The following is a 21,633-nucleotide window of genomic DNA, read 5'->3' as shown; positions in this document are numbered from 1 at the left end:
GCCGCCCGACCAGCGCGACGCGGTCGCCCAGGCCGGCGAAGCGGCGCGCGCAGGCGGCGCCGATCCCGGTGCCCGCGCCGGTGATCACGATCGTGCGGGGATGTGTTTGGGTCATCTCGTTCTCCGGAAAAATCCGCTTCCGGTCACTGTAGGCGGCGCGCGGGCAGGCGGCTATCAGCCGAACGGATGAATGCGCGCGAGCCGCCACGGGATGCAGGCGTGAGCGGGCGGCCATTTTGCAAAGGCTGACGATGTCGCGCGCCGGATCGCTCTATGCTCGATATTTTTGCGATAAGTCATCGAAGGTCGGCAAAATAGCGCCCGCGGCGAATCGTGACGATTCGTGACGGGCCGGAGAACACGTCTGGCCGCCGTTTCACGAATCGATTGCCGCATATCGGCTGCTTCGCGCGTGCCGCTTGCCTGGTCCGGTTGTCCGGCGCCGCCTGCCGACGTATCCGGCGCGGCAGCGGCACGGGAAACGAGACACGGCAGGTACGGCGCGGCCTGTTGCAGGATTTTTCGCCCGGCCGGCATTTTCCCGGCCGGCATGACGACCATAAAGGGGAGGCCGGCCATGAGGCTGGATGACGAAACCGAAAGCCAGAATGTCGAGGATCGCCGCGGTGGTGGCGGCGGTTTCGGCGGCGGGCGGGGCGCGACGATCGGCATCGGCACGATCGTCGTCGCCTTCGCCGCATCGTATTTCTTCGGGATCGATCCGCGCGTGATTCTAGACGGCGCGTCGGCGCTGCAGGGCACGCAGCATCACGCGCAGCCCGCGCCGGCGCAGCGTCAGGGCCCGCCGGCGTCCGACACGGGCGCGGTGTTTACGCGCAAGGTGCTCGGCAATATCGAGCGGACCTGGACGACCATCTTCGCGACGCAATTGCATGAGCAATACCGGCCGCCGACGCTCGTGATGTTCACGAACTCGACGCCGACGGCCTGCGGCACGGGGCAGACCGCGATGGGGCCGTTCTACTGTCCGGCCGACAGCAAGGTCTACATCGATCTCGGCTTCTACGACGAACTGCGCCGGCGCTTCGGCGCGGGCGGCGATTTTGCGCAGGCGTACGTGATCGCGCACGAGGTCGGCCATCACGTGCAGAACCTGCTCGGCATTTCCGGCAAGGTCGACGCCGCGCGCCGGCGCTCGAGCGAAGCGCGCGCGAACCAGCTGTCGGTGCGGATGGAACTGCAGGCCGACTGCTTCGCGGGCGTCTGGGCGAATAACGCGCAGCGCGCGAACCGGCGGCTGATCGAGCCCGGCGATTTCGAGCAGGGCCTGAAGACGGCCGCCGCGATCGGCGACGATCGCCTGCAGCAGCAAGGGCAGGGCTACGTGGTGCCGGAGACCTTCACGCACGGCACCAGCGAGCAGCGCGTGTACTGGCTGCGGCGCGGCCTCGAATCGGGTGAGCTGAGCGCGTGCGACACGTTCGCGGCGCACGCGCGCTGACGTGGCGGCAGGCGCGCGGCGCTACCGCGCGCAGGAAGGGGGATCGGGCGGGCGCATGTCATGGCGACAAATTGCCGATTTGCGCTCACGCGCCGCTTGCCGCCGCCCGTAGGCTGAGCTGACGTTCGACGCGTCTGTCCGCCTGCCGATGTCCATTACGACGACACCATCCGCAGCATCCGCTTTGCCCGATTCCGACGCCGCCGACTGGCAGCGCGCACTACGCGCATGCGTGGACGCGTTCGACGCATTCGCGAGCCCGTCCGCGATCGTGTTCTACCGGCTCGACGCGAGCGGCGAAGCGGCGGATTTTGAGCTGTTCGGAATGCCGGAATCGATGCATCGCATCTACGTCGCGCGCTACCGGATGCTCGATCCGCTGCATCCGTCGCGCTGCGCGGCGAGCGCCGGCGCGGTCGTCACGCTCGCGTCGCAACTGCCCGACGAGCGCCGCGCCGCGTCCGCGTACTGGACCCGCTTCCTGTGCCGGCATCACGTCGCGGACGTCGTCGAGATCTGGCTGCGCGACGGGGGGCGGACGATCGGCGCGTTCTCGCTGCTGCGTTTCGGTGAGTCCGGCCGCTTCGCACCGGGTGAGATCGACGCGCTCGCGCGTCTGCAACCTGTCGCCGAAGCCGCGCTGAGCCCGCCGCTGCGCGCGAGGCGCGGCATCCACCGCATTGTTTGCGAGGAACGGCTGACTTACCGCGAGGAACAGATCGCGCGCCTCGTGCGCGACGGCTGCTCGAACAAGGAGATTGCGCGCGACCTCGCGCTCGGCCAGCCGACCGTCAAGACCCACCTGATGCGCATGTACCGCAAGCTCGGCGTGTCGAATCGCACCGAGTTGGTCGGCGCGCTGTTTCTCTAGTCGCTGCCGTTCCCGTCGCGTCACGCGCTGCCAATTTGCGCTCACTCCGCGCCCGACACGCTCGATACAGTGGCCCGACGCCCGCGTGCCCCGGCACGCGGCCTCGCGAAGACCCTCATCGAGACGCCCATGACCTCATCGAATTTCGTCGCTGTCAGCGACACCGTGCGCAGTTTCACCGCGCGCGACTTCGGCCTCTTCATCGACGGCGCAATGCAGCCCGCGCACGCGGCCGCGCGGCTCGACGTGCACGACCCGGCAACCGGCGAGCGGCTCGCATCGGTCGCCGACGCGGACGAGCACGACGTCGAGCGCGCCGTCGCGAGCGCGAAGCGCGCGTTCGACGCGCGCGTGTGGAGCGGCCTGCGCCCGGCCGACCGCGAACGCATCCTGCTGAAGCTCGCCGACCTGATCGAGCGCGATGCCGAAACCCTCGCGCAGCTCGAAACGCTGAACCAGGGCAAGTCGATCCATATCGCGCGCGCGGTCGAAGTCGGCGCGAGTGTCGAATACGCGCGCTACATGGCCGGCTGGGCGACCAAGATCACGGGCCAGACGCTCGACGTGTCGATCCCGTTCCCGCCCGGCGCGCGCTACACGGCCTACACGCGCAAGGAGCCGGTCGGCGTCGTGGCGGCGATCGTGCCGTGGAATTTCCCGCTGATGATCGCCGTGTGGAAGCTCGTGCCCGCGCTCGCGGCCGGCTGCACGATCGTGCTGAAGCCGTCGCCGGAAACACCGCTCACCGCGCTGCGTCTCGCTGAGCTCGCGCTCGAAGCGGGCGTTCCGCCGGGCGTGTTCAACGTCGTGACCGGCGGCCGCACGTGCGGCGCGGCGCTCGCGCGCCATCCGTCGATCGCGAAGATCTCGTTTACCGGCTCGACCGCAACCGGCAAGCTGGTGGGTGCTGCGGCCGTGCAGAACATGACGCGCTTCTCGCTCGAACTTGGCGGCAAGAACCCGATCGTGATGCTCGATGACGTCGACGTCGCGCAGGCGCTCGACGGCGTCGCGGCGGGCGCGTTCTTCAACCAGGGGCAGGTGTGCGCGGCCGCGTCGCGGATCTACGTGCACCGCAGCAAGTTCGCGCAGCTCGCGGACGGCCTCGCGGGCATCGCGCAGTCGATGAAGCTCGGGCCGGGCCTCGACACGACCGCGCAGATCAATCCGCTCGTGTCCGCCCACCATCGCGACAAGGTCGTCCAGCACATCGAGCAGGCGCGCCGCGACGGCCTCACGTTCCTCGCGGGCGGCACGCCCGCCGACGATCTGCCCGGCTACTTCGTGAAGCCCGCGGTGATCGCGGACCCGCGCCCCGACAGCGCGATCGTGCGCGACGAGGTGTTCGGCCCCGTGGTCGTCGTGCTGCCGTTCGACGACGCGGCCGATGCGGTGCGGCTCGCGAACGCATCGCCGTATGGTCTCGCCGCGAGCATCTGGAGCAACGACCTGACGCGCGTGATGAACCTCGTGCCGCAGATCGAGGCCGGCACCGTGTGGGTGAACTGCCATATCCCGCTCGATCCGTCGATGCCGTTCGGCGGCTACAAGCAGTCGGGTATCGGCCGCGAGTTCGGCCAGTACGCGATCGAGGGCTTCACCGAAACCAAATCCGTCTGCATCGCGCACTGACGCGCGGCGCGGCACTGCACACCCATCCCGAAGCGGAGACTGCAATGAGCTACAACGAAGCGAAATTCTGGCACCCGATGCTGCACCCGAACGAAATGAAGCGGCGCAAGCCGATCCGCATCGTCCGCGGCGACGGCTGCTACGTGTTCGACGAACACGGCAAGCAGCTCGTCGACGGCGTGGCCGGCCTGTGGAACGTCAACGTCGGCCACAACCGTCAGGAAGTGAAGGACGCGATCGTGCGCCAGCTCGACGAGCTCGAGTACTTCCAGCTGTTCGACGGGATCAGCCACCCGCGCGCGGAAGAGCTGTCGAAGCTGCTGATCGACATGCTCGAACCGGAAGGCATGCGCCGCGTGCTGTACAGCTCGGGCGGCTCGGACGCGATCGAGACCGCGCTGAAGATCGCGCGCCAGTACTGGAAGGTGCGCGGCCAAGCCGACCGCACGAAGTTCATCTCGCTGAAGCAGGGTTACCACGGCACGCATTTCGGCGGCGCGTCGGTGAACGGCAACACGGTGTTTCGCCGCAACTACGAGCCGAACCTGCCGGGCTGCTTTCACGTCGAGACGCCGTGGCTGTACCGCAACCCGTTCACGCAGGATCCCGAAGAATTGGGCCGAATCTGCGCGGAGCTGCTCGAGCGCGAGATCCTGTTCCAGAGCCCCGACACGGTCGCCGCATTCATCGCCGAGCCGATCCAGGGCGCGGGTGGCGTGATCGTGCCGCCGGCCAACTACTGGCCGCTCGTGCGCGAGGTGTGCGACCGCTACGGCGTGCTGCTGATCGCCGACGAAGTGGTGACGGGCTTCGGCCGCAGCGGCAGCCTGTTCGGCAGCCGCGGCTGGGGCGTGCGTCCGGACATCATGTGTCTCGCGAAGGGGATCTCGTCCGGCTACGTGCCGCTCGGCGCGACGGCCGTCAATGCGCGGATCGAGGACGCATTCGCGCAGAACGCCGATTTCGGCGGCGCGATCATGCACGGCTACACGTACGCGGGCCACCCGGTCGCATGCGCGGCCGCGCTCGCGAGCCTCGACATCGTGCTGAAGGAGGACCTGCCGGCGAACGCGGCAAAGCAGGGTGCGTACCTGCTGGAAGCGCTGCAGCCGTTCGCCGCGCGGTTCGCGGCGGTCGGCGAGGTGCGCGGCAAGGGGCTGATGCTCGCGCTCGACCTCGTCGCGGACAAGCAGACCCGCGAGCCGATCGATCCGCTGTCCGGCTATGCGAACGCGGTGGCCGAGGTCGCGCGCGAGAACGGCGTGCTCGTGCGTCCGGTCGGCACGAAGATCATCCTGTCGCCGCCGCTCGTGATCCAGCGCGAGCAGCTCGACCGGATCGTCGACGCGCTCGGGGCCGGCTTCGAGACGGTGCCGTTCGTATAACGGTGCGGCCGACCAGGCGCGGCGGGCCAAGCGTGGCGGGCCCGCCGAGCGACTGCGCGGGCCGCACGCATACCGCCCGCCGGTTTGCCGATTTGCGCTATCTCAAGGTTTTTTTGCCCGCGTATTTTTTCGACATCGAATGATGAAACAGGAGACAAGGATGTCGGGATCATCAGGGTTTACCAGCGCGGCAACCGAAGCATCGGCTGGCGCGCCAGCGGCGGAGGCGCGCGGCACGGTGCTGAATGCAGGCGCGGTCGGCTTCCCGACCGCGCTCGCCAGCGCCGTCGGGCTCATCATGGCGAGCCCGGTAATTCTCACCGCGACGTCGGGCTTCGGGATGGGCGGCTGGGCGTTCGCAGTCGCGATGCTGATCGCGTTCGTGATGATGCAGGCGCAGGCGACGACGTTCTCCGAGGCGGCCGCGATGTTGCCGACGGCGGGCTCCGTCTACGATTACCTGTCATGCGGGCTCGGCCGCTTCTGGGCGATCACCGGCACGATCTCCGCGTACTTCCTCGTGCACGTGTTCGCCGGCACCGCGGAGACGATCCTGAGCGGCATCATGGCGCTCGTCAACTTCGAATCGCTGAACGCGGCACTCGAGAAGCACAACAGCTCGTGGCTCGTCGGCGTCGGCCTCGTGATCACGTTCGCGATCACCAACATCATCGGCATCAAGGTGTTCAGCAAGCTCGAGATCGTGCTGACGGCCGGCATGTGGCTGTCGCTGATGATCTTCGGAATCCTCGGCATCGCGGCCGCACCGGCCGTGCATCTCGACGGCTGGTTCGGCCGCTCGGAGGTCGGCACGTCGATTGCGGCCGTGCTGTCGCTCGTCGGGATGGCGATGTTCATGTTCGTCGGCTGCGAGTTCGTCACGCCGCTCGCGCCGGAGATGAAGGCGCCGGGCCGCACGATCCCGCGCGCGATGGCGCTCGGGCTCGTCGGCGTCGCGATCTGCATGTTCCTGTACGGCGCGGCGATCCGCCGCCAGGTGCCGAACGTGCCGGTCAGCCCGGACGGCCTCACGCACCTGCTCGACACCCCCGGTGCGATTCCCGCGTTCGCGCTACAGGTGCTCGGGCCGTTCGGCCGCGTGTGGTTCGGCATCGCGTTCCTGTGTGCCGGCGCCGCGACGATCAACACGCTGATGGCAGGCCTGCCGCGGATCCTGTACGGAATGGCGATCGACGGCGCGCTGCCGCGCTGCTTCGCTTATCTGCATCCGCGCTTCAGGACGCCGGTGGTCGGCATCGTCGCGGCGGCGGTCGTGCCGATCTTCCATGCGTGGCTGATCAACGGCAACCTCGACAGCATCCTGCACCTCGTGCTCGCGGCGACCTGCGCATGGGGCACCGCGTACCTGCTCGTGACCGCGTCGGTCGTGATGCTGCGGATTCGCCGGCCGGACCTGCCGCGCCCGTACCGCTCGCCGTGGTTCCCGCTGCCGCAGATCGTGTCGAGCGTCGGCATCGTGCTCGCGATCTGGTACATCACGCCGCCCGGTATGAACCCGCGCGACATCTACGTGCCGTTCGGTGCGATGCTCGGGCTGACCGCGCTATATGCACTGTTCTGGACCGTTGTCGTGCAGCGCCGGCATCCGTTCAAGCCGGTGCCGGTCGAGGAAGTGCTGCGCAACGAGCACGTCGCCGGATGAAAGCCGCGCTCGCCCGGTGGCGCGCGGCGCCGGATGCGCCGCCGCCCGGCTACCGGCCAGGAGCTACCGCCGCGCGCGTGCTGGCCGACCTGCGTGCAGTGCGGGACGAAGAGGGGGATGCCGCGCGGCTCGCGAACGGCGTGCAGGTGCGGATTGCCGAGCAGGTCGAGCGGCAATTCCTGATGCACACGGTGAGCGTGCGGATTGCGGTGACCACGCGGGGCCCGGCCGCGCACGGCGGCGCGCGCGTCACGCAGACCGGCTGGCTGCGGCGCACCGGCGTGCGGGCCGCGCTCCGGCAGGGTGGCGACCCCGATTTTTCGCGCACGGTCGCTGCGCTGGTCGCCGAGCGGTCGCTTGCCGACGCGCTGCGGTCGCTGCATCTGACGGAGTGCGCGATCGACGCGCACGACGGACGCTGGACGTTGACCGTCGTACCGTTCGGCGGCAGCGAGGTCGTGAGCCGGATGCCGTCGTTTCGCCGCTATGTCCGGCTGACCGACGAGCAGGCCGCCGCGCTGTCGGCGGCCATGATTGCGTTCGAGCGCGCACTGCGCGGGATTTTGCGCAGGTAAGCTGTGGCGTCGCGTGTCGCCGCACGATGCCGGTGGCTGCGCGCAATGGGATCAGGGTTTTAGCGGAGGCGCCGATGCAGTTCCAGTCAGGCTCACATGAAGACGTCCACGAGCACGGGCTTGCGATCGCGGGCTGGCGCCAGGTCTACCGCCAGATGACGCCGGGCCCGTTCAAGGGCACGATCACGCAGGTGCTGTACGACGATTTCCACTTCTTCCGCGAGACGACCAACCGGCGCGTCGCGCAGACCGGCGTCGCGCCGGCCGACCGCACCTCGCTTGCTGTGCCGCTGTCGGTGCCGCTCGCCGGTACCTTCCAGGGCCAGCCGGTCGACGGCTATGCGCTGCTCGCACTGCGCGCCAACGAGGATTTCGAATTCCATACGCCGGAAGGGATGGGGCTCGTCGGCATCAGCGCCGCGTCGGACATGATCGACGAGCTGTGCGACGCCGAGTTCGGCGCGGCCGGCTCAGGTGCGACCGGCCCGGGCGCGGCAGGATCAGGCGCGACCGGTGCGCGCAGGCTGCACCACGTGACGCGGCTGTCCGACGCGCTGGGCGTCGCGCTCGGCGAGCGGCTGTCGGCGCTGATCGACGCCGCGCAGCGCAACCCCGGCTGCCTCGAATACGCGGCGACGCGCCGGATGTTCCGCGACGCGATGCTCGGCATGTTCCTCGATGCGCTCGACCAGGGGATCGGCGCGGAGCGCCGCGACATCACGCACGCGACCTACAGCGACATCGTGCGCCGCTGCGAGAAACATCTGCGCGAGCGGCCCGAGGAACCCGTTACCGTGCTCGAGCTGTGCCGCGCGCTGCGCTGCAGCCGCCGCACGCTGCAGACGAGCTTCCAGCGCGTCGCCGACGTCACGCCGGTCGGCTACCTGCGCACGATCCGCCTGAATGCGGTGCGGCGCCTGCTGCGCACGACGTCCGCGCAGCAGCTCGGCGTCGGCGAGGCGGCCGCGAGCTGGGGGTTCACGCATCTCGGCTATTTCGCGCGCGAATATCGCGACCTGTTCGGCGAACTGCCGTCGCAGACGCTGCGTCCCGCATGATGCGTGCCGGTCGCACCGCGCGCGGCGCGACCGGCATACACACTTCACCGTTTGCCGATTTGCGATAGAGGTCCGGAATTTTCGCTGGATAGAGTCCCGTCACCACATCATCAATCCAATCGATTCGCACTTCGAATCGAGTGACGAAAGGGGACGGGACATGACGATCGGAACGAGACTGGCCGCTGCTGCCGCAAAAGCAACAGCAACGGCGGCCGCGGTTTCCTGCATGCATGCACACGCGCAGACCTCCGGCAGCGTGACGCTCTACGGCACCGTGGACACCGGCATCATCTACTCGACGAACCAGCAGTTCACGCGCGCGGACGGCAGCGTCGGCGGCGGGCATGCGTGGCAGATGGGCGGCGGCAACCTCGTGCCGTCCCGCTTCGGGTTCCAGGGCGCGGAGCCGCTCGGCGGCGGGCTCGATGCGGTGTTCACGCTCGAGCAGCAGTTCCTGTCCGCGAGCGGGCAGGCATTGCAGGGCGGCACCGCATTCAGCCGGCAGGCGTGGGTCGGGCTGCGGCATGACGGCATCGGCACGCTCGGGCTCGGTCGGCAATACGATTCGTATACCGACATGCTCGGCGCTTACGTGTCGAGCAACAACTGGGCAACACCGTACGGCTCGCATCTCGGCGACGTCGACAACCTGAACGCGGCGTTCAACTTCAACAACGCGGTGAAGTTCACAAGCACGGATTTCAACGGCCTCACGTTCGGCGGCACATTCAGCTTCGGCGGGCAGGCCGGCGACTTTTCCGCGAAGCGCGGCTATGCGCTCGCGGTGTCGTACAACCGCGCGCCGGTGTCGCTCGCGATTGGCTACCTGAACCTGCGGCAGCCGCTCGACGCGGCGCTCGGCGGCGAGAGCGGCTATATCGGCGATTTCGCCTGCAGCAACCCCGGTGCGATGTACTGCCTGCTGCAGGACGCCGCGTCGATGCGCGCGTTCGGCGCGGGCGGCTCGGTCGCGCTCGGCAATGCGACGATTGCGCTGACCTACACGCATACGCGCATCGGCGATAGCCGCTTTTTCTCGACCGATGCGCAGCCGCGCACGCAGGCGTTTACGTTCGACATCGGCGAGCTGAACGTCACGTATGCGTACTCGCCGGTGTGGCAGGGCGGTGTCGCATATATCTTCAACGCCGCACACACCGACGGGCGTGGGACGACGCGCTTCCATCAGCTGAACCTCGGCACGAACTACCAGCTGTCGAAGCGCACCGCGCTGTATGCGGTCGCGATCGGCCAGCTCGCGAGCGGCACGGGCCTCGGCACCGACGCGAACGGCAATGCGGTGAACTACGCGCAGATTCCGGTGCTCGCGAACAGCAACTCGAATCGGCAGCTCGCGGTGATGGCCGGCATTCGCGTGAATTTCTGACGGATTGCGCGGAAGGCATGCGACGGATGCAACATCCGCCACCGCCTGCCACAAATCCTTAACGATCGGCGTGAACAATGTCGTTCGCCCCGAGCGGCTCGAGCCGCCGCCTCCGTTGCACACGTGTGCAACGAATTGCCGTTCCACCATCGCGCTCATCGTGAGGAAGACCCATGACACTTTTCAGCCGCCTGCGCGTGCTGTCCGCCGCCGTTGCGCTTTCCGTCTTCGCGTCGCATGCCGTTGCCGCGGATCTCGTCATCGCGGGCCGTGACGACATCTACGGCAAGGGGCTGGCCGACGCGGTCGCCGGCTTCACGAAGCTGCACCCCGGCACCGACATCGAACTGCTGAAGCTGCCGAACGCGAACCTGTACCAGAAGCTCAAGCTGTCGATGCGCGAGGGCACCGGCGCGTACGACCTTGTGATGATGGACGACACGTGGTCGCCAGAATTCATCGGCAACGGCTGGCTGAAGCCGCTGCCGGCGACGCTCGCGGATGCCGACATGGTCGCGTCGACGGTCGCGCTCGGCCGCAATGCGGCCGGCGGGCTGTATGCGCTGCCGGTCGTCGGCAACGTCGAGATGTTCGCGTACCGGAAGGATCTGCTCGCGAAGTACAAGCTGCAGCCGCCGCGTAACTGGGACGACGTGCTGAAGATCGCGCAGACCGTCGGCGGCGCGGACAAGAGCCTGTCCGGCGTCGTGTTCCGCGGCACGAAAGGCAATCCGGTCGTCACGGGATTCCTGCCGATCCTGTGGGCGTACGGCGGCGACGTGCTCGACCGTGCCGGGAACGTGACGATCGATTCGCGCGAGGCGCACGCGGCGCTCAAGACCTTTCTCGCATTGAAGGCGTCCGCGCCGAAGGACGTCGACGTGTACGGCGCGGCGGAAGTGCGCGACGCGCTGCAGCGCGGCACGGCCGCGCAGGCGATCGAAGTGTGGCCGGCATGGGTTCCGGCGCTCGATGATCCGAAGCAGTCGCGCGTGGCCGGCCAGATCGCGCTGCAGGCACCGCCGGGACAGACCGCGGGCCCCGCGCCGATGCTCGGCATCTGGCAGATGGCGATTCCGAAGGATGCGCCGCATGCGAAGCTCGCGCAGGATTTCCTCGCGTACCTGACGTCGCGCGACACGCAGGTGCGCCTCGCCGCGCTCGGCATTCCGCCGACCCGCAAGAGCGTGTTCGAGGATGCGGCACTGGTCCGCCAGTACCGCTGGTATCCGGACCAGCTGAAGGCGCTCGAAGCAGGCCGCGCGCGGCCGCGCGTGAAGGACTGGCAGCAGGTCGAGAGCATTCTCGGCGATCAGCTGCAGCTCGCGCTGACGGGGCAGGCCGCGCCCGATGCGGCGCTGCGCCAGGCGCAGCAGAAGATCGCGCAGGCGATCGCGGCGGCGGGCAAGTGATGGCCGTCGCGGACGCATCGGAGGCTCGCCGCGCATGAAGGGTTTCAGCCGCAGCCTGCCATTTGTCGCGCTGCTCGGGCCCGCGCTGCTGGTGCTCGCCGCGCTCGCGCTGTACCCGGTCGCGCAGGTGCTGATCGATTCGTTCTGCCATGTCGACTACGCGGCGGGCCGCCGCGCGTTCGCGGGCCTCGCGAACTATCGCGAGGTGCTCGGCGACGACGCGTTCACGGCCGGCTTCGGCAACACGCTGCGCTTCACGATCGCGGCGTCGCTCGCCGAAGTGGCGCTCGGCTTCGGCCTTGCGCTGCTGTTCGTGCGTGCGTTCCCGGGGCGCCGCATCGCGCTGCCGCTCGCGATCCTGCCGATGATGCTGTCGACGCTCGTGTGCTCGGCGATCTGGCGCAACTGGCTGAATTACGACGGCTTCCTGAACGCGCTGCTCGCGGCGCTCGGCGTGGACGGCGTGCGCTGGCTGTCGGATCCGCATCTGGCGCTCGGCTCGCTGATGCTCGTCGACGTGTGGCAGTGGACGCCGATGGCATTCCTGATCGTGCTCGCGGGGCTGCAGTCGATTCCGCAGGAGCTGTACGAGGCCGCGCGGACCGACGGCGCGAGCGAATGGCAGTGCCTGCGCGACATCACGCTGCCGCTCGCCGCGCCGCAAATCGGGCTCGCGCTGCTGCTGCGCTCGATCGACACGTTCAAGCTGTTCGACAAGGTCTATGCGCTGACGGGCGGCGGCCCCGGCAACGCGACGCAGACGCTGTCGACCTATATCTATGACACAGGGTTCCGCTTCTTCAACGTCGGGCCGGCGAGTGCCGCGTCGGTGCTGATGCTGGCGGCGTCCGCGCTGCTCGTTTCGGGGTACGTATGGCAAACGGTTCGCAAGCGGCGCGCGTAGAGCACTCGACAGCGCGCTCGACAGTGCATGCGCCGCGCCGGCAGGTACCCGGCCGCGCCGCGCTCGCGCGTGCATTCCCGTGGGCGTTGCGGTGCATCGCGCTCGCGCTGCTGTTGCTGCCGTGCGTGTGGATGGCGGGTGCGGCGTTCATGCCGGCGCTCGAGCGTCTCGACCATCCGCTGCGGATCCTGCCGGCCGCGCCGACGTTCGAGCATTTCGCGTCGGTGTGGGCGAGCGGGCTGGCCGGCCCGCTGCTGAACTCGCTGCTGGTGGGATTCGGCACGACGCTCGTCGCGCTGACGCTCGCGTTTCCGGCTGCGTATGCGCTCGTGCGGCTGCGGTTTCCCGCGCGTCTCGACCTGCTGTTCCTCGTGCTGGTGCTCGCGCTGAAGCTGATGCCGCCGATCACGATCGCGGTGCCGCTGTTCGCGCTCGCGAAGCGCCTGCATCTGCTCGATTCGCTGTTCGGCCTGATGCTCGCGTACCAGATCTACGCGCTGCCGATGGCGATCTGGATGCTGCTCGCGTTCGTGCGCGACGTGCCGGTCGACTACGAGGAGGCCGCATGCATCGACGGTGCGGGGCTCGCGCGGCGGCTCGTGCAGATCGTGCTGCCGCTCTGTGCGCCGGGGCTGATCGCGACCGCGATCTTCGTGTTCATCGCCGCATGGAACGAATTCCTGCTCGCGCTGCTGTTCGTGTCGACACCGAGCCGCTTTACGCTGCCGCTCGCGATCGCCGGCTACGTGACCGAGAACGGGATCGACTGGGGCGACCTGATGAGTGCAGGGCTGATTGCGTCGCTGCCGACACTGGCCGTCGCGGGGTATGTGCAGCGCTACTTGCTGCGCGGTTTCGCGGGCGGGTTGAAGTGACGCGGCCAGCGGGTTTGCGCACGCCGTGCCGCAGCGCGCTCGCGTTGTTCGCGCGTGACGCCGGATCGCACGGCCACGCGGCGCGTCGCCGCGCCGGACCTCAACCGCAACTGTGACGGACCACGCACGTTACCGGCACGACCTGCGTGCGTGCCGCGCCGTCGAACGTCTGCATCCGCTCGGCGAGCATGTCGACCGCCGCGTTCGCGAGGCCCTGGGTGTCCTGCCGGAGCGTCGTCAGCGCGTAGCCGTCGAATGCTGCGGCGGGAATGTCGTCGAAGCCGATCACGCGCAGGTCCTCCGGCACGCGCAGGCCGAACCGTTGCCGCGCGGTGTCGATCACGCCCAGCGCGAGCAGGTCGGACGAACAGAACACGCCGTCCGGACGCGCGTCGCCGGACAGCAGCCGATGCGCGGCTTCGACGCCGCATGCATACGTGTCGGACGTCGTGTCGTGCGCCTGAACCGGCGCAGCGTTGCCGGATTCACCTTGTCGGAGCGCGGTGGCAAACGCGTCGGCGCGCGCCTTCGCGCTGTAGCTCGCGTGGTGCGGCCCGACGAACGCGAACCGGCGTGCGCCCGCCTGCACGAGCATCCGCGCGGCCTGCGCGGCGCCGTCCGCGTTGTCGCTGACGACGACATCCGCGCGCGGCAGGTTCGCCGCGCGATTGATCATCACGACGGGAATCCGGTGCGCGAGATACTGGCGCGCGACCGACAACGGCGGCGACGCCGACGTCATCACGAGGCCCGCGACCCGGTAGCTGAGCAGCCGCTCGAGCGACTGGCGGATCTGGCGCGGATCTTCCGCGTTGGTCACGAGCGGCGTGAGCGCATGACGCCCGAGCGCGGCCATCAGGTCCGACAGCAACCGCGCGCGGAACGGATTCTCGAATCCCGCGGTGACGACGCCGATCATGCTGCTGCGCTGCGTGATCATGTCGCGCGCGATCAGGTTGACCTGATAGCCGAGCGCGCGCGCCGCGGTCATCACGCGTTCGCGCGTTTCGGGCGCGATGCTGGCGGTCGGCGAGAACGCGCGCGACACCGCCGAGCGCGACACGCCGGCCCGCGCCGCAACGTCGGACGCGGTCACCCATGGTTTCTTTTCTTTGTCTGTCATCGACTCATGATCCTTCCGCACCACGCTTCGCCGCTGCCGCTTGCCGACTGGATGTCGGCGCTCGACGACGCGCAACCGCTGCATACGCTGACCGTACCGGGCAGTCATGACACCTGTGCGTATACCGTCAATACGGTCGACGACGCACTCGTGCGCACGCAATGCGCGCCGCTCGACGCGCAGCTGATGCACGGCGTGCGCATGCTCGACATCCGCTGCCGGCACGTGCGCGACGCATTCGACATCCATCATGGCGGGATCGCGCTCGGGATCACGTTCGACGACGTGCTCGCCGATTGCGCGCGCTTTCTCGCCGCGCATCCGCGCGAGTGCATCGTGATGTCGGTGAAGGACGAATGGCCGGCGCATGCATGCCGCCGCAGCTTCGATGCGACGTTCGACGCGCATTGTGCGCGGCATCCGGCGTTGCGCTGGCATGCGGGCAGCGCGCTACCTGCGCTGGGCGACGTGCGCGGCTCAGTCGTGCTGCTGCGGCGTTTTCGCAGCAGCCGGCCGCTCGGCATCGACCTGACCGCATGGCCCGACAACCTCACGTTCACGATCGACCATCCAGATGCGGCGTTCGTGATCCAGGACGAATATCGGGTGCCGGTCGCGGCATCGATCGAATACAAGTGGCACGCGATCGATGCGCTGCTCACACGGATGCCGTCCGCCGACAGCGGCCGCTGGGCGCTCAATTTCAGCAGCGGCACGGGCATGGGCGCGAATCCGTCGGTGGTCGCGCGCGGCAACGGCAACGTGAAGGGCATCCACGCACGGCTTGCCGAGCGCTTGCGCGCACAGTGTTGCCCGTGCGGGATCGTGCTGCTCGACTTCTGCGACGACGACGATTGGGCGCTCGTGCGTGCGCTCATCGCGCGCAACGGCTGACGATGTCCCGGGCGACCCACCGCACCGGGACAGACGGCCGGCCCCGATACGTCAGTCGCCGCCGCGCGGGCTGAACGTGCGCGGAAACACGACGGGCGTACTCCGGTCCATGAGCCGGTATCCGAGCGCCGGCCGGTTCGACTCGCCGGCGACATGACCGTCTTCCTTCAGGAATCCCGCCGCGAGCATCCGCGTGCGAAAGCCGCTCTTGTCCACCGGCCGGCCGAGCACGACCTCGTACATGCGCTGCAGTTGCGGCAGCGTGAACGGCTCCGCGAGCAGGAACGCCGGCAGCGACGTGTACTCGACCTTGCTGCGCAGCCGTTCGACCGCCGCCTGCAGGATGTCGTCGTGATCGAACGCGAGCCCGCGCGCGCGCGTGACGGCGTCGACGGCGAACCATGCGACCTCCGCCGCATTGGCGCCGCGCGCGAGCGTCACATCCTGCGCGGGCATCAGCGCGAACCACACGTGCGTGGCTGACCAGCCGCGCGGGTCGCGCATCGCGCTGCCCCAACTGCCGAGCTGCTCCAGATACGGACTCGTCACGCCGGTCTTGTCGAGCAGCTTGCGGCGCGCGCAATCCTCGAGCGTCGCGTCGACGGCCACGTCGACGAACCCGCCCGGCAGCGCCCAGCATCCGGGAAACGGTTCGCCGGCTTCGGCCGGGCGCTGCACGAGCAGCACCTGCAGCGCATTGTCGAGCACCGTGAAGATCACGACGTCGACGGTCGTATAGGGCAGCGGAAACTCGGGCGCTTGCGCTGCGCGGCGTGGGGAGGCGGGTTTCTTCTGAGCCATGGCGAACCAGGAAAACTTGACGGTCCCTATTCTAGGTTGTATTGTGCAACTCATACAAGTTGCACTGTACAACTCAAACGGGGAGTCCAACATGTTCGGGATTCGCTTCATCAAGTCGCAGCCGACCGTCCACCTGATGCAGTTCCGCGCGGGCAGGGTCGTGCGCGAGGGCGCGGGGCTGTCGTTCTTCTACTACGCGCCGGCGACGACGCTGGTGTCCGTGCCGGTCGCGAGCCAGGACCGTCCGTTCATCCTCGAGCTCGTCACCGCGGATTTCCAGAGCGTCACGGTGCAGGGGCAGGTGACCTACCGGATCGGCGACCCGCACCGCACCGCGGCGATGATGGATTTCTCGCTGGCGAAGGACGGCCGGTCGTACGTGTCGGACGATCCGAAGCGCCTCGGCGACCGCGTCGCGATGCAGGTCGAGGTGATCGTCCAGCAGGCCGTGCAGTCGCTGGAACTGAAGGAGGCGCTACGCGCGTCGGCGGCCATCGCACGCACGGTGCAGGCCGGGCTTTCGAGCCAGCCCGAGATCGACGCGCTCGGCCTCGAGATCCTGGGCGTTTCCGTGATGGCCGTGAAGCCGACGCCCGACATCGCCCGCGCGCTCGAGGCCGAAGCGCGCGAATCCAACCTGAAGGCGGCCGACGACGCCGTCTATCTGCGCCGGATGTCGGCCGTCGAAAACGAGCGCGCGATCCGGCAGAACGAACTCGATACCGACATCGCGGTCGAGCAGAAGAAGCGGCAGATCCGCGAGACGCAGATGGAGGCGAAGGCGACGCTGATGCGCCGGGAAAACGCGCTGCGCGACGAGCAGATGGCGGCGGATGTCGCGCTCGAGGAGCAGCGCAAGGCGTTCGTCGCGGGGCAGGCGCACAACAGCCGGACGCTCGCGGAAGCCGAGGCGCACCGCGTGGCAGCCGTGATGCAGGCGCTCGAACACGCCGATCCGCGCATCGTCAATGCGCTCGCGGCGGCCGGCATGCAGCCGGGCCAGCTGATCGCGCAGGCGTTCGGCGGGATCGCCGAGCGGGCGGAGCGCATCGGGCAGCTCAACGTGTCGCCCGAGCTGCTGCAGGGCCTGATGAGTGCCGGCTCAAGGGTGGCATCATGAGCGCCGAAGCTCGCAAGGTCGTGCTGGTGACGCGCCGCACGCGGCTCGAGGAGCTGATCGCGCGGCATCACACGCTCGCGCAGGCGAAGTTCTACCTCGAGCACCTCGGTGCGGATTTCTCCGACTACGTCGCCGAGCATGCCGCGTATGCAAGCAGCATGGCGCTCACCGTGCGCGCGCTCGAGGACTGGGGGCGCTACCAGATCGTCGATCGCAGCTATCTGCCGAACTTCATCTTCGCGCCCGACGATATCGTCGTGTCGCTCGGCCAGGACGGGCTGGTCGCGAACGCGATGAAGTACCTGAAAGGGCAGCCGCTGATCGGCCTGAATCCGGAGCCCGGCCGGTGGGACGGCCTGCTGCTGCCGTTCGAGCCGCCGGCGCTCGGGGCGGTGCTCGCGGATGTCGCGCGTGGCCGCCGGCCGACGAAGGCGGTCACGATGGCGGAGGCGCGGTTGTCGGACGGGCAGGTGCTGCGGGCGGTCAACGACCTGTTCATCGGGCCGCGCACCCATGCTTCGGCGCTTTACGAGATCGCGCTGGGCGAGCAGCGCGAGTCGCAGTCGTCGTCCGGCATCATCGTATCGACGGGCCTCGGTTCGACCGCGTGGCTGAAGAGCGTGGTGACGGGCTCGCTCGGTGTCGCGCACGCGATGCAGCACGCAGCCGGCGATTTCGAGTATCCGCCGCAGCCCTGGGACAGTCCGCAACTGACGTTCGCGGTGCGCGAGCCGTTCCCGAGCCGCGCGTCGAAGGCCGGGCTCGTGTTCGGCCATGTGAGCGCGGCGCAGCCGCTGCGGCTGCGCTCGCGCATGCCGGAGAACGGCGTGATCTTTTCCGACGGGATGGAGGCCGACTATCTGCGCTTCACCGCCGGCATGGAAGCGACGGTGACCATTGCCGACACGCAGGGCTGCCTGGTCGTGTAGCGCGGCGTCGGTCAGGTGGGGCCGGCCTCGCCTTCGAGTCCCGCAACGATTTCCTGCGCGGCGCGCTGCAGCTCGGGCACGAAGCGCCGGATCGCTTCGGCCGACGCAATCGCCTTCGACAGATAGATCACGTTCAGGCTGCCGAGCACGTGCCCGTGCGCGGCGATCGCCACCGCGACCGCGCCGATCTTTTTCTGCGCACCCCAATCGCTCGCATTGAGCCCGAAGCCGTCCGCGCGGGTCTGGCGAATCAGGTTCGCGACGTACGCGTCGTCGAGCGCGAGGCGGCGCTGTTCGTCGTCGTCGGCATTCGCGCGCAACAGCGCGAGGATGTCGTCGCGTTCCGCGTCGGGGCACGCCGCGAAGTACGCGCGCCCGGCCGCCGTCAGCAGCATCGGCAGCCGGCGCCCGACCATCGACCGGTGGAACGACAGCGGGCTGAAGCGGTGCGTGGTCTCGCGGATGATCATCGCGTCACCGTCGGGCGTCGTCAGGTCCGACGGCCACACGACGCGCTGCGTCAGTTGCGCCATCACCGGCGGCGCGACCGTCGAAATCCATTCGTCGTCCGTAAAGCCTTCGCTCAGCGCGCGCACGCCGAGCGCGAGCCGGAAGCTGTCGTCGGACGGGCTGCGACGCACGCATCCCTCGTCGACGAGCGTCTCCAAGAGCCGCCGCACGGTGGTGCGGTGCAGCCCGGTGGCCTCGCTGACCTGCTGGCTCGTCGCGCGGCCGTTCTCCATCGCGTTGAGCGCGCGCAGCACCTGCAGGCCGCGCGCGAGGCCTCGCACGCTGGTGTATTTCGACACGATAAAGTCCTTATAAATCAACGGTGTGCATCAGATGCACATTCCGCTCAAATTGTTGAGGCGCGATATTGCGCTCCTTAGACTCTGTTCGAAACCGGATGCACGGGCGCGGAGAAGGCCCGGTGGAGGGCGTCGGCGAAGACCCGTCCATCGTAGCAGAGCGTGCGTTGCCGCGACGCGGGCGCCGGTCCGAAGGTGGAGACGCGCGGCGGCGAGCCGCGCCGGACAGAAACAGCTTTGCAGGAGACACAGATGCCCGCCCAACACGAGGCTGCCGCCGCGCCGGCCAGCCCGCATGTCATCGCGACCGACGTCGCGATCATCGGCGCCGGCCCGGTCGGCCTGATGATCGCGAACCTGCTGGGCCAGCAGGGTGTCGGCGCGGTCATCATCGAGAAACTCGAGCAGATCATCGACTACCCGCGCGCGATCGGCCTCGACGACGAAGCGCTGCGCGTGTTCCAGACGGTCGGCCTCGCCGACGCGCTGCTGCCGCACACGACCCCCGACCACTGGATGCGCTTCGTGACCGGCAGCGGCCATTGCTTCGCGTCGATCGAGCCGCGCACCGACGAGTTCGGCTGGTCGCGCCGCAACGCGTTCATCCAGCCGCTCGCGGACCGCGTGCTGTACGACGGACTGAAGCGCTTCGAGCACGTCGACGTGCTGTTCGGACACGCGCTCGACACGTTCGCGCAGGACCGCGACGGCGTGACGATCGACGTCGTCGACGCGCACGGCACGAAGAAGACCGTGCGGGCCGCATACCTGGTCGGCGCCGACGGCGGCAACAGCTTCGTGCGCCGCGCGCTGAACGTGCCGTTCGAAGGCCGCACGAAGCCGAACCAGTGGATCGTCGTCGACGTGCGCAACGACCCGCTCGGCTCGCCGCACGTGTACCTGCATTGCGACGCGGAGCGGCCTTACGTGTCGGCCGCGCTGCCGCACGGGATCCGTCGCTTCGAATTCATGGTGATGCCCGGCGAGACCGAGGAACAGCTGTCGCGGCCGGAAAACCTCGCCGCACTGATCCGCAAGGTGGTCGCCGATCCGGACAAGGTCGACTACATCCGCAAGCGCGTCTATACGCACAATGCGCGGCTCGCGCGCCGTTTCGACGTCGGCCGCGTGCTGCTCGCGGGCGACGCCGCGCACATCATGCCGGTCTGGCAGGGGCAGGGCTACAACAGCGGGATTCGCGACGCGAGCAATCTCGGCTGGAAGCTCGCGATGGTCGCGAAGGGGCTCGCGCGGTCCGAGCTGCTCGCGAGCTACACGCTCGAGCGGCGCGATCATGCGCGGTCGATGATTCATCTGTCGGAAGTCGCCGGTGACATCTTCGCGCCGACGACGCGCGTCGGCCGCGTCGTGCGCGACGGCTTCGTGCACGCGCTCGGCCTGATCCCGGCCGCGAAACGCCATTTCGTCGAGATGCGGTTCAAGCCGATGCCGCGCTACGAAGCCGGCGTCGTGATGCTGCCGCAGCGCACGCGCGACGGCGGCGTGCTGGCCCGGCTGCTCGACCGCGCGGGCGGCACCGCGCCGGGGCGGCTGCTCGGCCTGATGAGCCAGAAGCGCAGTTCGTGGTTCGGGCAGCTCGTGTACGGCCGCGACGCGTTCGGCCAGTCGCCGGTCGGCCGGATGTTCATCCAGCCGCGCGTGCGCACGGCCGACGGCCGCACGGTGCGGCTCGACGATGCGATCGGCAACCGCTTCGCGGTGATCGGCTGGGGCAGCGACCCGACCTTCGGGCTGACCGACGCCGCGCGCGCGGTGTGGGAGCGGCTTGGCGCGTGCTTCGTGCTCGCGAAGCCGGACGTGCAGCTCGACTATGCGGCCGACGTGCCCGACGGCGTGATCGCGATCGGCGATACGACGGGCCGCCTGAAGGACTGGTTCAGCCGGATTCCGCAGTCGGTCGTGCTGCTGCGACCGGACCGTTTCGTCGCGGGCGTGTGTGCGCCGCAGGAAGTGTCGGACGCGATCGTCGAGCTCGCCGCGCTGCTGCAGCTCACGGATACCGTGCCGGCCGCACACACCGCGCGCGCCGCGCAGGCCGACGCGCTCGCGCACGCGGCTGCGACGCAACCGGCGGGAGCGTGACATGCCGATCCAGCTCGAATGCCTGTCCCATACGCCGCTGCAAGGCTATTTCGATCCGGCACCGCACGTGGTGGCCGAAGTCGAACGCGTGCAGGCCGCGGCCCGTGCGCGCGTCGAAGCGTTCGATCCCGAATGCATCGTGCTGTTCGCGCCCGACCATTACAACGGCTTTTTCTACGACCTGATGCCGCCGTTCTGCATCGGCATCGCGGCGGAATCGATCGGCGACTACCGGAGCCTCGCGGGCCCGCTGAACGTGCCGGCCGCGTTCGCTCGCGAGCTGGCGGAGGCCGTGCTCGACAGCGACGTCGACGTGTCGGTGTCCTACCGGATGCAGATCGATCACGGCTTCGCGCAGGCGCTCGAAGTGCTGACGGGCGGCCTCGACCGCTACCCGGTGATTCCCGTGTTCCTGAACGCCGTCGCGGCGCCGATGGCGACGCTGCGCCGCGCACGGTTGCTCGGCGACGCGATCGGCCGCTGCGTCGCGCGCTCGGGCCGGCGCGTGCTGGTGGTCGGCTCGGGCGGCATCTCGCATGAGCCGCCGGTGCCGGAGCTCGCGACCGCGAGCCCGGAGATGGCCGAGCGGCTGATCGCCGGACGCAATCCGGACGCCGACGCACGCGC

General features: G+C 68.8%; 20 protein-coding genes and 1 pseudogene. 16 read left to right on the top strand and 5 right to left on the bottom strand.

Features of this window, described 5'->3' with window-relative positions; translation table 11 throughout:
- Positions 1-115, bottom strand: a pseudogene (locus G3N94_RS43295) (3-oxoacyl-ACP reductase); the annotation flags it as partial.
- A 59-nt stretch (positions 116-174) separates the two neighbouring features.
- Complete coding sequence (locus tag G3N94_RS29670) at positions 175-579, bottom strand: hypothetical protein (protein WP_205796446.1); 405 nt, start codon at positions 577-579, stop codon at positions 175-177.
- On the opposite strand from G3N94_RS29670, the gene G3N94_RS29665 reads away from it, so the two are divergent.
- From G3N94_RS29665 to G3N94_RS29615, 11 genes are all read left to right on the top strand, one after another.
- Positions 578-1,462, top strand: coding sequence for a neutral zinc metallopeptidase (locus G3N94_RS29665; protein ID WP_205796444.1), 885 nt, complete (start codon positions 578-580; stop codon positions 1,460-1,462). The genes G3N94_RS29670 and G3N94_RS29665 overlap by 2 nt on opposite strands.
- Positions 1,463-1,610: 148 nt before the next feature.
- The gene (locus G3N94_RS29660; RefSeq protein WP_205796442.1) at positions 1,611-2,333 is read left to right on the top strand and encodes a helix-turn-helix transcriptional regulator; all 723 of its coding nucleotides are present in this window, start codon (positions 1,611-1,613) and stop codon (positions 2,331-2,333) included.
- A gap of 129 nt (positions 2,334-2,462) precedes the next feature.
- Complete coding sequence (locus G3N94_RS29655; protein WP_205796440.1) at positions 2,463-3,965, top strand: aldehyde dehydrogenase family protein; 1,503 nt, start codon at positions 2,463-2,465, stop codon at positions 3,963-3,965.
- 44 nt (positions 3,966-4,009) lie between these two features.
- Positions 4,010-5,350, top strand: coding sequence for an aspartate aminotransferase family protein (locus tag G3N94_RS29650; RefSeq protein WP_205796438.1), 1,341 nt, complete (start codon positions 4,010-4,012; stop codon positions 5,348-5,350).
- Positions 5,351-5,510: 160 nt separating this feature from the next.
- Positions 5,511-7,013 carry an APC family permease gene (locus tag G3N94_RS29645; RefSeq protein ID WP_205796436.1) on the top strand — a complete coding sequence of 501 codons (1,503 nt, stop codon included), beginning with the start codon at positions 5,511-5,513 and terminating at the stop codon, positions 7,011-7,013.
- On the top strand, positions 7,010-7,588 hold the full coding sequence (locus G3N94_RS29640) for a DUF3156 family protein (RefSeq protein WP_205796434.1): 579 nt from the start codon (positions 7,010-7,012) through the stop codon (positions 7,586-7,588). Before G3N94_RS29645 ends, G3N94_RS29640 begins: the two co-directional genes overlap by 4 nt.
- A 74-nt stretch (positions 7,589-7,662) precedes the next feature.
- Positions 7,663-8,646, top strand: a complete 984-nt coding sequence (locus G3N94_RS29635) for a helix-turn-helix domain-containing protein (protein WP_205796432.1) — start codon at positions 7,663-7,665, stop codon at positions 8,644-8,646.
- A gap of 160 nt (positions 8,647-8,806) precedes the next feature.
- A complete protein-coding gene (locus G3N94_RS29630) occupies positions 8,807-10,036 on the top strand; it encodes a porin (protein WP_205796430.1) in 1,230 nt (409 codons plus the stop codon).
- Positions 10,037-10,209: 173 nt separating this feature from the next.
- Positions 10,210-11,448 carry an ABC transporter substrate-binding protein gene (locus G3N94_RS29625; protein WP_205796428.1) on the top strand — a complete coding sequence of 413 codons (1,239 nt, stop codon included), beginning with the start codon at positions 10,210-10,212 and terminating at the stop codon, positions 11,446-11,448.
- A 34-nt stretch (positions 11,449-11,482) separates the two neighbouring features.
- Positions 11,483-12,352: a sugar ABC transporter permease gene (locus tag G3N94_RS29620; RefSeq protein ID WP_205796426.1), complete on the top strand. Its 870-nt coding sequence runs from the start codon at positions 11,483-11,485 to the stop codon at positions 12,350-12,352.
- The gene (locus G3N94_RS29615) at positions 12,322-13,227 is read left to right on the top strand and encodes a carbohydrate ABC transporter permease (protein ID WP_205796424.1); all 906 of its coding nucleotides are present in this window, start codon (positions 12,322-12,324) and stop codon (positions 13,225-13,227) included. The genes G3N94_RS29620 and G3N94_RS29615 overlap by 31 nt, the downstream gene beginning before the upstream one ends.
- Before the next feature lie 100 nt (positions 13,228-13,327).
- On the opposite strand, the gene G3N94_RS29610 is transcribed toward G3N94_RS29615, so the two are convergent.
- Positions 13,328-14,350: a LacI family DNA-binding transcriptional regulator gene (locus G3N94_RS29610; RefSeq protein ID WP_205796422.1), complete on the bottom strand. Its 1,023-nt coding sequence runs from the start codon at positions 14,348-14,350 to the stop codon at positions 13,328-13,330.
- A 6-nt stretch (positions 14,351-14,356) separates the two neighbouring features.
- On the opposite strand from G3N94_RS29610, the gene G3N94_RS29605 reads away from it, so the two are divergent.
- The gene (locus tag G3N94_RS29605) at positions 14,357-15,244 is read left to right on the top strand and encodes a phosphatidylinositol-specific phospholipase C (protein ID WP_205796420.1); all 888 of its coding nucleotides are present in this window, start codon (positions 14,357-14,359) and stop codon (positions 15,242-15,244) included.
- A gap of 51 nt (positions 15,245-15,295) precedes the next feature.
- Here the strand turns inward: G3N94_RS29605 and G3N94_RS29600 are convergent, their stop codons facing one another.
- Positions 15,296-16,045 (bottom strand): NUDIX domain-containing protein, encoded by a 750-nt coding sequence (locus G3N94_RS29600; protein WP_205796419.1) that lies wholly within the window; start codon positions 16,043-16,045, stop codon positions 15,296-15,298.
- A 91-nt stretch (positions 16,046-16,136) separates the two neighbouring features.
- Here G3N94_RS29600 and G3N94_RS29595 point away from each other — a divergent pair, with 91 nt between their 5' ends.
- Both G3N94_RS29595 and G3N94_RS29590 read left to right on the top strand, forming a co-directional pair.
- On the top strand, positions 16,137-17,165 hold the full coding sequence (locus G3N94_RS29595; protein ID WP_205796417.1) for an SPFH domain-containing protein: 1,029 nt from the start codon (positions 16,137-16,139) through the stop codon (positions 17,163-17,165).
- Entirely contained in the window at positions 17,162-18,094 is a 933-nt protein-coding gene (locus tag G3N94_RS29590; protein ID WP_205796415.1) for a sugar kinase, read from the top strand. The genes G3N94_RS29595 and G3N94_RS29590 overlap by 4 nt, the downstream gene beginning before the upstream one ends.
- A gap of 11 nt (positions 18,095-18,105) precedes the next feature.
- Here the strand turns inward: G3N94_RS29590 and G3N94_RS29585 are convergent, their stop codons facing one another.
- The gene (locus tag G3N94_RS29585; RefSeq protein ID WP_205796413.1) at positions 18,106-18,903 is read right to left on the bottom strand and encodes a DNA-binding transcriptional regulator; all 798 of its coding nucleotides are present in this window, start codon (positions 18,901-18,903) and stop codon (positions 18,106-18,108) included.
- 252 nt (positions 18,904-19,155) lie between these two features.
- Between G3N94_RS29585 and G3N94_RS29580 the strand changes: the two genes are divergently transcribed.
- Together G3N94_RS29580 and G3N94_RS29575 are read left to right on the top strand one after the other, a co-directional pair.
- Positions 19,156-21,006, top strand: coding sequence for a bifunctional 3-(3-hydroxy-phenyl)propionate/3-hydroxycinnamic acid hydroxylase (locus tag G3N94_RS29580; RefSeq protein ID WP_205796411.1), 1,851 nt, complete (start codon positions 19,156-19,158; stop codon positions 21,004-21,006).
- A 1-nt stretch (position 21,007) separates the two neighbouring features.
- Positions 21,008-21,633, top strand: a 626-nt coding sequence (locus G3N94_RS29575) for a 3-carboxyethylcatechol 2,3-dioxygenase (RefSeq protein ID WP_205796409.1), incomplete at its 3' end; no start/stop codon positions are given.

Source organism: Burkholderia sp. Ac-20353, from assembly GCF_017104785.1.
Taxonomy (GTDB): domain Bacteria; phylum Pseudomonadota; class Gammaproteobacteria; order Burkholderiales; family Burkholderiaceae; genus Burkholderia.
This window is presented reverse-complemented; position numbering and strand designations above follow the sequence as displayed.